The sequence below is a fragment of the Okeania sp. SIO3B5 genome (genome assembly GCF_010692555.1).
Lineage (GTDB): Bacteria > Cyanobacteriota > Cyanobacteriia > Cyanobacteriales > Microcoleaceae > Okeania.
This window is the reverse complement of sequence record NZ_JAAHHG010000062.1, coordinates 21,240-33,421: the sequence shown is the minus strand read 5'-3', so window position 1 is coordinate 33,421 and position 12,182 is coordinate 21,240. Positions and strand designations below refer to the sequence as shown.

The 12,182-nt window shown below is 33.9% G+C and carries 10 protein-coding genes and 1 pseudogene; 8 read left to right on the top strand and 3 right to left on the bottom strand.

What is annotated here, in order from left to right:
• Positions 1-42: 42 nt before the first annotated feature.
• Positions 43-228: a hypothetical protein gene (locus F6K54_RS11410; protein WP_293077504.1), complete on the bottom strand. Its 186-nt coding sequence runs from the start codon at positions 226-228 to the stop codon at positions 43-45.
• A 122-nt stretch (positions 229-350) separates the two neighbouring features.
• Positions 351-3,521: an AAA-like domain-containing protein gene (locus F6K54_RS11405; RefSeq protein WP_293077502.1), complete on the bottom strand. Its 3,171-nt coding sequence runs from the start codon at positions 3,519-3,521 to the stop codon at positions 351-353.
• A gap of 548 nt (positions 3,522-4,069) precedes the next feature.
• On the opposite strand from F6K54_RS11405, the gene F6K54_RS11400 reads away from it, so the two are divergent.
• The 8 genes and pseudogenes from F6K54_RS11400 (at position 4,070) to F6K54_RS11370 (ending at position 10,251) form a co-directional block, all read left to right on the top strand.
• The gene (locus F6K54_RS11400; protein ID WP_293077500.1) at positions 4,070-5,155 is read left to right on the top strand and encodes an RNA-guided endonuclease TnpB family protein; all 1,086 of its coding nucleotides are present in this window, start codon (positions 4,070-4,072) and stop codon (positions 5,153-5,155) included.
• Positions 5,152-5,784 (top strand): hypothetical protein, encoded by a 633-nt coding sequence (locus F6K54_RS11395; RefSeq protein ID WP_293077498.1) that lies wholly within the window; start codon positions 5,152-5,154, stop codon positions 5,782-5,784. The genes F6K54_RS11400 and F6K54_RS11395 overlap by 4 nt, the downstream gene beginning before the upstream one ends.
• A 24-nt stretch (positions 5,785-5,808) precedes the next feature.
• A complete protein-coding gene (locus F6K54_RS11390) occupies positions 5,809-6,087 on the top strand; it encodes a hypothetical protein (protein WP_293077496.1) in 279 nt (92 codons plus the stop codon).
• Positions 6,088-6,246, top strand: a pseudogene (locus F6K54_RS42820) (FHA domain-containing protein); the annotation flags it as partial. It lies immediately after the preceding gene.
• 18 nt (positions 6,247-6,264) lie between these two features.
• On the top strand, positions 6,265-7,965 hold the full coding sequence (locus F6K54_RS11385; RefSeq protein ID WP_293077494.1) for an FHA domain-containing protein: 1,701 nt from the start codon (positions 6,265-6,267) through the stop codon (positions 7,963-7,965).
• Complete coding sequence (locus tag F6K54_RS11380; RefSeq protein WP_293077492.1) at positions 7,958-9,562, top strand: serine/threonine-protein kinase; 1,605 nt, start codon at positions 7,958-7,960, stop codon at positions 9,560-9,562. The genes F6K54_RS11385 and F6K54_RS11380 overlap by 8 nt, the downstream gene beginning before the upstream one ends.
• Before the next feature lie 2 nt (positions 9,563-9,564).
• Complete coding sequence (locus F6K54_RS11375; protein WP_293077490.1) at positions 9,565-9,912, top strand: hypothetical protein; 348 nt, start codon at positions 9,565-9,567, stop codon at positions 9,910-9,912.
• A 27-nt stretch (positions 9,913-9,939) separates the two neighbouring features.
• Complete coding sequence (locus F6K54_RS11370; RefSeq protein ID WP_293077488.1) at positions 9,940-10,251, top strand: hypothetical protein; 312 nt, start codon at positions 9,940-9,942, stop codon at positions 10,249-10,251.
• A 741-nt stretch (positions 10,252-10,992) separates the two neighbouring features.
• On the opposite strand, the gene F6K54_RS11365 is transcribed toward F6K54_RS11370, so the two are convergent.
• Complete coding sequence (locus F6K54_RS11365; RefSeq protein WP_293077511.1) at positions 10,993-11,883, bottom strand: tetratricopeptide repeat protein; 891 nt, start codon at positions 11,881-11,883, stop codon at positions 10,993-10,995.
• Positions 11,884-12,182 lie beyond the last annotated feature (299 nt).

Genomic DNA, 12,182 nt, shown 5'->3' with positions numbered 1-12,182 from the left:
AGCGCAAAGTACGCGTCTTTAAGCTCTGAGAGAATATTTGGTTCAACGCCGTTTAAAAGCCTCTATCCCCGTGTCTGGTGTGTCTGGTGTGTCTCCGTGTCTATCGAGAATGAAACAGCCCTGCCCTCCATCGGAGGGGTTAGGGGTGGGTTGTCTCCTGTTTCCTACCCTCACCCATAAGACTTTTTCAGCAAACCCTAATTCCTTATTTGATACAGCAGATTCCACTTTAGTACACCAGTCGCGGGCAAGATACCCGCCCTACAAACATTGAATCTTAATTCCTTATTTAATAATTTAGTATTTTCGTCTAATCCCTAAAACCTAAGCCCTAAAAACTCAAACTTTCTTCATAGCATTCTGGCAAAATGTTCTAACAATAATCTATGAATAAAAATGTAGCCACCTCCAACTTTTTGTAAAAATATTAACTGGGTTGCATAGTCAAGAAAACGAGCATAGTTCCAAGGAATATAATGATTCCAAAAAAGTATGAGGCGCAAACTTAAATGTCGAATACAAGTCAAGCCAGAATTATTTCCTCCAACTAAGCTACCACTCAAACCAAAACTTATTGAATAAACTATAATTAAAATCAAAGTATGATTGAAAGAACTATAGTTATAAGGATAATTAAGTAACCCTAAACCATAATCCATTAATCCAATCAATAGACTACCAATAATTCCCACAATCAGAAACAAAAGCGTTGCATTATATACTGAAAGCCATATTCCCTGATTAGGATTTTCAGATTTTCCTAATTCCCCCCCTTTTTCAAAGCCACCAATTAATCCAAAAATTGTTGATATTCCTATCACAAAAACTAATCCATAAATTATGGAATTAACTAGCATTAAATTTAGGAAAAAAAACGAAACAAAGTTGACCAGTAAACCCATAAGTAATCCGAAAACCATACCTACAACTGAATAATGACCTCCTTGCTTCCATGACCATTTAATAGTACTTACTGGATTAATTATCTCACTCTTAGCAAAAATATTTCCAAAAACCATAGCTACAAATAATATAATAAAAACTAGGTCACTAATTTTAACAAATAAATGGCTTCCGGCATCAAAATTCCAACCAGTTAACCAGATAATTAGTGCATATATTATCCCAGATATAATTCCCGACTTTAAACCTGAACTCAACTTAAATTTAGAGTTTATTTCTAAAATAAATCCAGATATTAACCCATAAATTAATCCAGATATTAAAGAATAGATAATTAACCTAACATCATAAAAAAATACTCTCCATAAGCATAACCCTACAACTATACTAAGAATCAATCCTATAATTGACCTATTTAAAATACTATATATCCTCTTTTGAGTTAAATTATCTAGCCAATAGGGTTGCATTCGTTCAATTAAAAACACAGTTTCTGACTCTCTTACCATTTGCTTTGCTAACCAACTTAGCCATTTTTTTACTTTCTCCTGAGAATAGAGAACACTAACAGATCGACGCTTAAACATTCGCTCGATATAAGCATTAAATAAATGTTCTCTCAGTTCAGTATTACTGCGACTAGGTAATTCTTCAATAGATATTCCTTGATAAGCCAAACTCATAATACTTAAAATTAGAGGATACCGGGCAAATTCTTGTAATTTCACATCATATTCTAATGCCTTACTTACTGCTGCTAATTCTGAACCTGCATTTTTTAAATACCCTTGAATTTGCTCTAAACTTAAAGGCTGTAAATAGATAGCTGCTTGAAATATCAAATTACTTGAAAGAGCTTCATAGTCACGAATACGACTACAAACTACTATTTCTGTTTGCCCATATTCTTGACAAAAATAATTCAAAGCATTCACACAATCTTCTCGTTTTTCCCTACTCACTTCATCTAAACCATCAAGTAGTAAAATTAACCTTTGTTCTTGTATCCAAATTTTGCCAATCTGTTGAGAAACTTGATATTTAGTATGTAATTCAAGAACTAACCAATCAGCGATCGCCTGTTTTTTTCCCTCCCAAGAAGATAGGTTAAAAACAACAGGTATTGATTGAGTTAGATTAGCTTCAGTTCTATTAATTAAATCTCGCGCTAATTCTAATAAAGTTGTAGTTTTTCCCGAACCTGGTTCACCCAAAATCAATAAAGTTCTCCCTACACCTAACTCATCAAATTTATCAATAATTCGAGTACCTGGTGGTAATTCTTGTTGCGGACTTTCTAAATCTTGCCAAACTAAACCCCAAGGACGATTTACCGCATTTTTTCGTTCTTCTAATCCTAGTTCAATTAATACTTTTCCGTGCAAAGAAGTCTCTAAAACACCTTTCACCCAATAATTTTTTACCTTGTTCAACAATATTTTGCAATTCCGATATTCCTGCCGATTCATTGATAAATTTTCATTGGAATTGAGAGGATAATTACCATCTTTTACTATTCCTACTTCTGCCAAAACATGATCGATCCAATTTCGATTAAAAATTGCTTCATAAATATGGTTATAAACTTTTAACTTACCTCGATGCTGCACAACTAATCCAGTTAATCTTAATTCTAATTGTTCTGAACTCTGATTAACCTTTACTTCTTTTGTCTGATAAATTTTTTGATATAGTAATAACAACTTCTGGCATCGATCGCTTAATAAAATACGGTCTCGAATCGTCCGTAAATGTTGTGGTTCATCCTGACTTTCCCAATTATCTATTATCGTGGTTCGGACAAAATCTTCTACCCATTCTTTTTCCTTATTATTCGGAATAGAAGAATCAGATTTTAGGGTAAGTTGACACAACTTTTGAGTCAGAAAAGGTTGTCCTCCAGTCCAATTTAATATAGCTTGTAATGTTGCTTGAGGATTAGTAGATTTTGTAGTTAATCCTGTTACTAAAGGTTGAGCTTCTTTGAAACTAAAACCAGTTAATTCTATTCCACGACCAATATTAAATGGACTCCGCACTTTATCTTGAATTAGATCGGCAGGAGTAGCTACACCGAAAAAAGAAAAAGTTAAGCGTTTATATTCTTGATTTTGCCCCCTTTTATCGTAACAAGAACGAATCACCGTAAAAAAATCATCTACTCGAAATTTTAAACTAAGAATACTATCAATTTCATCGATAAAAATTATAATATTTTGAGGAATTAACTTGAGAATAATCAATTGAATAAATTTACTAAAACGCTGCCCATAAGATAAATTATTATGCTCAAACCACCAACTTGTTAAATCAAAGCGATCGTATAAATCCAAACTACTAATAATACTGTCAATTACACTTGCATACCACTGTTCAGGAGTAATATCTAAATTACCAATTGCACTTAGATCGATACCAGCACAAATAATTCCTTCCATTTGTAAAACTTCCATAGTTTGTATTCGCAAACTAGACTTACCCATCTGTCGAGAATTAAGAACATAACAAAATTCTCCAGCTTTTAATCCACGATATAATTCTAAATCTGCTTGACGTTTAATATAGGTGGGAGAATCAATTGGTAAACATCCACCGACTTGATATTGATAATTTGTCATAGCTTATTTTGGCAGAAGGAAAAAAAATAAAAAGTTGTAATTTATAGATTTTAGCAATTATAGCAACTTTAATTTGTATTAGATAATTTTCGTGATAACTAGATTAGTTTTATTGACCTAATTTATCAAATTATTGATAGATAAAAATATTGTTAGATAATGATAGATAAAGTTAGCGATCGCCGGATAGAATGATTAAAACCAATCGGAAAATTCTCGGAAAATTCAGTATTTCAAGCTTCTTACTTAAGATATACTCCTCGAATAGCTTCTAATAATAGACATCTCCGGAAATTAAAAATAAAATCAATTCTCACACATAAATTATCAATTATTTATCCCTACTGCCTACTGCCTACTGCCTACTACCTCTTTTTTGGAGATGTCTAATGATGATGATAACGTTGGTATAAAATAGATAGTAACCAAACTATAATAGTCGATGGAGCTTTGACTTAGTTGACAACTAACGTTATAAAGCAGTATAATACGCTAGTTATATCTGACCATTGAAAATACAGTCGTCAACTCAAAAAAGAGCTAAAAATATGTACAAGTCAATTCGTACAAAGCTCAAACTAAATAACCAGCAGAAAACCCTCTTGGCTCAACACGCAGGTTATTCAAGATGGGTTTATAACTGGGGTTTAAGTTTATGGAATGCTGCATATCTTGATGGTTACAAGCCAAATATTCGTAAGCTCAGAGAGGTTTTTACTAACCACACAAAGCCTTTATATTCTTGGATGAAAAACTTGTCATCTAAGGTTTACCAATATGCTTTCATCAACTTAGGTGAAGCATTCAAAAGGTTCTTTAAAGGATTAGGAAAATACCCAAAATTTAAGAAGAAAGGTAGGTCTGATTCATTTACAATTGATAATTCTGGAAAACCAATAGAATTAAATGGATGGAATCATAAATTACCTTTTATTGGTATTGTCAAAACCTATGAACCAATTGAAGCAACTACTCAAAAAATAACTATTAGTAGACACGCAGGTGATTGGTACTTAAGTTTGGGTTATGAATTTACTCCTGATCCAACACCAAAAACTACTGAAGTTGTAGGTGTAGATTTAGGCATTAAAACATTAGCAACTTTAAGTGATGGAAAAGTCTTTGAAAGTGTCAAGTCATATCGCCGGTTTGAAGCCAAACTTTCTCAACTACAATATCTAAACCGGAATAAAGAAATTGGTTCAGCTAATTGGCGAAAAATACAACTCAAAATTGCCAAGCTACATAGAAAGATAGCTAACATCCGTAAAGACACACTTCATAAATTGACAACATACTTAGCCAAAAACCACGGCACCATTGTCATAGAAGATTTAAACGTTAGTGGAATGTTAGCTAACCGTAAACTAGCGAAATCAATAGCAGACCAAGGATTTTATGAATTCAGGCGTCAACTAGAATATAAAACACAGTGGTACGGTTCTGAGTTAGTAATAGTTGATAGGTTTTTTCCATCATCAAAAACTTGCTCGAATTGTGGTCATGTTCAAGATATGCCCTTAAATGTAAGGACTTATGACTGTCCAGAATGTGGCTTGTCAATAGACAGAGATTTAAACGCCAGTATTAATTTGAGAGATGCGGTCGGTTCGACCGTGAATGCCTGTGGATGAGTAACCGCCGACGGCCTCAGTGGAAGCAGGAAGTAAACATCAATTTGTCACGTTATGTGACTCTTTGTATCAGTTTTATAGAGCAGCATCCAATCAGAATTTTTGGTTTTCCCAAAGGTCATAATGATGGGATTTGGGTATCTGGGATATTACGAGATTTGACTGGAAAAAACTGGCTACAGATAGAAGATGTCAAAGTATCTGGTTATCAAGTGGAGAAAGGATTTAGTGGTGCGCCTGTGTGGGATGAGCAATTAGCTGGAGTAGTGGGTATGGCAGTAGCAGCAGAGACAAAAAGAGAAAATACGAAGGCTGCTTTTCTGATTTCTACTAAAGTCTTAAGGGAAGCTTGGACTGAATTAGGTAAATTAGTTCAAATGGAGATTAGCTCTAAACGTCCCTCCAATCGTTTGACATTTGGTAAACGTTGTCGCTTAGAGCAAGAATTAAGTGAATTGCAAGTGCATTACGATGACTTAAGAAAGAAAATCTTTATGTTACGTAGTAGTCGTATTACTGAAGTTAATCCTATTGTGCAACTTCAGCGAGATGCAGATATAGAACAAACCCAGAGGGAACTTGATGAAATTGAATCAAAAATTGAGAAAATTGAACAACAATTTGACTAGATATTAAAACCAGGTATTACTTTTATGGATAAACATACTGAGCTTCAAGAACAATGGGAAGTATTGTCTACAAAAATTCGTGGCTTAAGAAAAGCTATTGCTACTGAACCAAATCCTACTCATAAATTAAATTATCAAAGAGAGTTAGAAGAAGCTGAGAGAGAACGTTCTGAACTTGAAGAAAAAATAGATTTTATTCAAGAAGATAGAATTATTTTCCCCTTGAAAGGGAGCAACAACGAAGTTCATTGTGTTTTTAAAGATTGGGCTATTATCGGGCGATCGCCAACTTGTGGTTTTTGAATTGATGATGATTCTCATCAAGTCAGTAATTTACACGCTGCTATTTCTTATAATTTAAAGACTAATGAATATTGGATTGAGGATAGAAAATCTATTAATGGTACATATGTTGACGGCAAAAAGATTCACGATCGAACTCAACTTTTTTTAGGAGCAAGAGTTCAGTTAGGTTCTTCTTTGTCTTTTTTATTTGAACACAATAAAAACGATTCATTATCTCCAGGAGTACTTATTCAACATGACTCTAATGGAGAAGAAGTAAGGAGATACATAATCGTGCCCAAAGGGAAAGTTAACGTTGGTACAAATACTAATGAAGTTGTCAGATTTTCAAAATTTAGAGAAGTAAATACTCTAGGAAGTTTAATCAGAAAACCAGATGGTTTTTATTTTATCAATTTCAATTATGAAGAGTTGTTACTCAAGCATAACAGTGAATTAACTCTTGATTTTTTTCAAATTGGAATCACTATATTAAACATAGTCCCAAAAACTAATTTAGATAAGACAAATCTTAATGATGATTCAGAAAGTACATTAAATCCAGAAGAAGAAAAAGAAATAGAACGACCACCTGAAAATGCTGTTCCTCCCTATTTCCGGAAATTAAGTATCTTTTCAGGTATTGTTGTTTTATCAGTTACTTCCATTTTTCATTTTACTTTATTCAATCCCAATCCTAATAAAGTTCTCACTCAATGGGTAAATCAGTCTCTTCTTGACTTTCAAGATAAAAACAATAGATATTGGCGACAAAAATCTGAAATTTCACCCAGTTCAGTGAAAGTTATCTTGACACGACAATCATTAGAAAAAGAACAAATCATTAGGAGTTTCATTGAGAATTCAGGATTATCAAAAAAAGTAGATCAAACTATCTATTTTGATTATTCGGAATTTGATGAAAAGCGTGATTTCAAAAGACAAAATTTCAATTCTTTCTGGATAGCAATTGAAAACTACAATTCATTAGGATGGTTGTCATTAAAAATAACTTATTGGTCTCCTGATTTAAAGATTACAGTATTTGAATGGGAAAGAAATGAATTTTTATATTTGCCTTCAACCTTGATTTTCTTTTTAATGATTTTTATCTCTGGATTTATTCAATATCGAATAATTATAAACTACAGAAATACACTTCAAAAAGAGTACGATGATTTTCAAGCAAAACGTACACAAAAAATATACGAGGCAAAATCGTCTTTAGATGAAGCACGTCAATTTGCTCAACGAGGGGAATTAGCAAAAGCTCTAACGATTACAAATGGATTACTAAAATCAATTTCCGAGTCAATGCCAGTATATAAAGAAACTGTTGAATTACGGAAAATTATACAGGCACAAATAAATTCTGGAGGTGGTTCGATAACAGTAGAATCACTTCCTGGAATGAGTAATAATTTTCCAACTTCAACAAATTTATTATACCTGCGAATTTTAGGAACTCCTTATGCTTATCAAGCACCTTATGGGCTAAAAACCATTACAATTGGTAGACAACGACGCAAACAAGGATTATCTCCTAGTGAAGGTAACGATGTAATTATAAGAGTTCCTGGCTCAGATAAAAAAAGTCTTCAAATTAGTCGTAGGCATTTAGAAATACAGCAAATTGATACAGAGTATTTTGTTTTTGATAAAAGCAGAGGACATACTAAATTAAATGGAAAAGTTATTTCAGAAAATCAGCCTTATAGTTTACAAGCAAGAGACAGAATTACAATTGCTAATGTAATTGTTTTAGAAGTTTTGATTAGGAAAAATGTAGGAGGGTTGAAAACAGATAATGTAATTAGAATCGATCATCCAGATCGAGACGCTCTTTTTATTGAAGCTTCAATTGGAGATATGGTAACGGAGTTTTTTGATGAATAATACTCAAGATAGAAGAATATCAACCATGAATATTCCTTTAAATCAATATGTTCTTTTAGAGGAAATTGGACGAGGTGCTCATGGCATTGTTTATCAAGGTTATCATAAAGAAAAACCTGATGAAATTGTTGCAGTCAAAATAATTGATAATACTGGAAATATTGATTCGCTATTAGTTGAACCTGACTTATTGTCTAGGTTAAATCATCCAAATATTGTCAATCTCAAAGATTACTTTATACATGAAGGAAAACTTATTTTAGTTACGGAATATATTGACGGAATTACTATTCAGTCATATTTAGAAGAAAGGGGAAAACTTTCAACAACAGAAGTAATAACTTTTCTTACTCAAATAGCAGATGCTTTAGTTCATGCTCATGCTAATAATATAATTCACCGAGATATAAAATTGAGTAATATTTTAGTTACAGGTGACAAACAAAATCGAAGATTTGTATTAGTAGATTTTGGTATTAGTCGCATGGCAGAAGGAATTCAAACTATTAAGCGTGTAGCTGGTACATATCATTATATGGCACCCGAACAATTGAGAGGGCGACCTTGTGAACAATCAGATTTGTGGGCATTGGGTGTTTGTACTTACAGTTTACTGACAGGTATCAAGCCATTTGAAGGAGATACAGAACAAGATTTATCAAAAAATATATTGCTTAGTATTCCCCAACCTCCCAGTGAAGTATTAGAAGAAATCAATCCTGATTTTGAGTATATTCTTTTTCATCTATTAGAAAAAGAATTGGTTAATCGTACTGCCTCTGCTAATGCTCTTTTATATGAATTAAAAGAATGGTCGAACTCAGCTGTTACTAAATATATCCCTGATAAAGATTTTAAGTCAAAAACTTCTCTTCCTACTTGGGAAAAAAAAGAACGAGCAGAACTCAAAAAAAAGTGGATACGTTTTTGGATATATGCTACTTTAGCAGGCTTACCAAACATCTTCCACTTTGCCATGTCATTAGGAGGGTTAATTATTTTTTATGTGGGTCAAGAAAAGGAAAATCGTTTAAAAACTTTTGCTGGGATTTTTATTATGCTAGCTAGTTTCTTTGTATTGTTAGTTACTCTAAGAATAATATTAAATATCTTCGGAATGCTTGGAGGAGATGAAACTGCTGCTGAGTTTTTTTTAAGTATTTTTTTGGGAATAGCATCTTGGGGAAATGTAGTTTTTATTTATATTGCAGTACGTTATTTAACTCAAATAAAAAATTTGCGAGAAAGTTTAATTCTTCATAAGATACTACGAGAAGCATCACAAGATATAAGCCGAATAATTCAGCTTCTTAAAAGCTTTGTTGATGCAAATTGGGGCAACATGAATCTACGCCAAAAATATATTGAGTTGCTGATATTTAATGGACAGGTTGAAGAAGCGATTGTTGAAGCTAAACTTGCTCTTGAAGTAGATCCTTATAATTTTGGTGTAACTCTTCTCTTAGCCAATGGCTATTTTGAGGTAGGTTTATATGAAGAATGTAAACAAGTATGTGATTATTACCTTGCTATATCTACTTATAGCTTTGAATTTTCCGATCTTAAAGAAAGATGTCAACTAAATATGGATAAATAATCATGCAATTTAGTGTAGTATATTGGTCGTATAAAAGCAAATTTTATGGTGATGGTTCTGTTTTTTTAAATGATACTGCTTTAATATTTGAAGGAACTGTTAGGAAATTTTATATTCCCTTGATACAGGATTTCTATCAGAATATTCTCCTAGTAAAAACAATAAGGACAGTTCCTTACTCTACAATTTTTAGTGGCAAAAAAATAAAACTATCACAAGATTCTTGTCAAATTGATTACCGTTTACCTAATGGAAAAAAGACGGGTATAAAATTCCTTATTGATGATAAAAACCCAAATTTTTTTTTCTTAAAGCTAGAAGAATATATGACTGCGGCAAAAAATTTATAATGAGGCTATTCTAAAATAGAAGTTAATATGGAAATCATCTATGTAATAAGTAAATTAATACCTGTAATACTTGTGATTATATTGAGCATTGTAGCCGGTATCAATGCTAGAAAAATAGGATATTCTGGTATATTATGGTTTTTCGTTTCAATCATTTATTGGCCTTTCGCTTCTTTGTATCTACTGGCTTCATTGCCTAATAAAAATCTAGACAAAAGACGGAAACAAGAAATGCGTTTGCTTCAAAAACAGCTTGCACAGAGAAGATATGCACCAACAGGTAGTTCTTCCGAGAGATCACGTCAAACAATTAGTGACGATCCAACAATACGATCTTGACAGAGAAAATATTAAAGCCTGTTATCAACAGCAATAGCTATCAAATGTCTATTGAGAGGAGGTTTCCTCATGTTAGCGACTGTCGCCCGGTATAACTTTTGTAGAAACGACATCTAGCTATTTTACCTCGAAAGCATAGCTACTCCCCAAGAGACACTTTAGTTACTTTTAACTCCCCCGGCAGGAAGTCCCGCGCTCTCCCGGAGGGGAGCGTCGTATGGGAAAGCCGGGCGTTATCTGTGTTGTTCATCGGGGATTTCCCCTTTTTGTAGTATTTGTAGCATATTGTATGCTATACATTTATAGCTATTGACAATTACAAATAAATAGATTATGATTGTTCTAAACACAGGGGGAGGACATCACCTCTGTATAAACAGCAGTCAGCTTTTTTTTCTGACTGAAGAATCCCGCGTTCGTCATGTCGCGTTAGCGCAACGTCGGGAGTATGTCAATAACGCGATACTTCTGCAACATTGAACTCAATGTTGTATCTGACCGAAAAATTAAGGTATAAAGCCTCTCCATTCATGGAGAAAAAGAAACAAATTCCTTTTAACCCAATCCTCTTCTTTTCAAGGAGAGGTAATTCTAAATTCTTAATTCTTAATTCTAAATTCTTGAAGCTAGTGCAGGATGGCGGAAATAACTGGTTACAAAATCCTAAAACAATTACAAATCAATACTTTTAACTTTTGAATTGTGAATTTTGACTTTTAACTTCCGCGTAGCGACACTAGCTCATGGAGAAACCCGATCTGGAGACGAAGGAGGTAAGTCCTCTATTTGAGCTAAAGTTTCTTGAATACGCGGAGTTGCCAGAAACCTTTTCGCATCCTCCAGCAAACGTTCTCCCCACAAATTTTGGTCAAGATAATCAATATCTGCATATCTGCTATCTAGTCGTAGAGCTTCTTCTCCCATAGCAAAACCTTGTTGTTTATCCCCTTTAGTGTAGAGAGCTACTGATAGCGCTAGAAGTGGTTCTGCTGCCTTACTATCTAAAGAGACAGCTTCACGCCATTTTGCGATCGCATCATCCACATTTCCCATCTCGTACTCAACTAAGCCAATATTATTAATTGCAGGCCATAGATTTTTCTCTAAATCATAAGCCTCTTCATATCGAGCGATCGCTCTTTTAAACTTACCACGTTTGTAATAAGCATTACCTAGATCGAACAAAGCACCAGGACTATCTGGTTTCAACTTCAAACCTGCCCTTAAGTTATCGATCGCTTCTCCATAATCAGCTTTTTGAAAGTAAGCTCTACCAATAACAAATCGAAGATCGGCATTACTTGGATCGAGTTCTTGAGCTTGTTCTAAAGCGGTAATACCTTCTTCCAACTCTTCAGCTTGAATGTAAAGACTGCCTAATAGTGCCCAGGTTTGTTGACTATTCGGGGCTAACTCAGTGGCCAATTCAGCTCTTGATAAAGCTAAATCAAATTGTTGAAATCTTGCTAACTGTACAGCTTCCTCAGCTAACCTTAAACCCGTTTGCTCCAATTGAGCTGAGTTTAGTTGTATTATGTGAGGAACTAATGCTTGGCCCAGTATTGGTTTAGCTGTAGTGCCCCATAAGCCCAGGGTAATGAATAAAGAAACTAAGAAATTTCGATTTGGCACAGTCATTTCAGTTATCAGTTATCAGTTATCAGTTATCAGTTATCAGTACCTCTGCAATTAAGGAGGCTTGACTTAACGAACTCAGAAGTCAGAAGTCAAAAGTCAGAAGTTAACCCACCCCTAGCCCCTCCCAGGAGGGGAAGTAGGGGATTTGAGCAAGACTCCAAAAATATTTCGCCTTAAAAGGCGGGGTTGCGCGACCCAATTATTTTGATAAGGAATATTCTCTTTTCTCTTGTTCGGTTAGAGATGACGAGGTTTCCTCGCCATCTCTCGAGCGCTTTTTATCCTCTTAAAAG

Excerpts from the sequence above, each read along its gene's own strand:
- F6K54_RS11405 (WP_293077502.1), bottom strand. The coding sequence starts at position 3,521 with ATGACAAATTATCAATATCAAGTCGGTGGATGTTTACCAATTGATTCT.
- F6K54_RS11400 (WP_293077500.1), top strand. The coding sequence starts at position 4,070 with ATGTACAAGTCAATTCGTACAAAGCTCAAACTAAATAACCAGCAGAAA.
- F6K54_RS11395 (WP_293077498.1), top strand. The coding sequence starts at position 5,152 with ATGAGTAACCGCCGACGGCCTCAGTGGAAGCAGGAAGTAAACATCAAT.
- F6K54_RS11390 (WP_293077496.1), top strand. The coding sequence starts at position 5,809 with ATGGATAAACATACTGAGCTTCAAGAACAATGGGAAGTATTGTCTACA.
- F6K54_RS11380 (WP_293077492.1), top strand. The coding sequence starts at position 7,958 with ATGAATAATACTCAAGATAGAAGAATATCAACCATGAATATTCCTTTA.
- F6K54_RS11375 (WP_293077490.1), top strand. The coding sequence starts at position 9,565 with ATGCAATTTAGTGTAGTATATTGGTCGTATAAAAGCAAATTTTATGGT.
- F6K54_RS11370 (WP_293077488.1), top strand. The coding sequence starts at position 9,940 with ATGGAAATCATCTATGTAATAAGTAAATTAATACCTGTAATACTTGTG.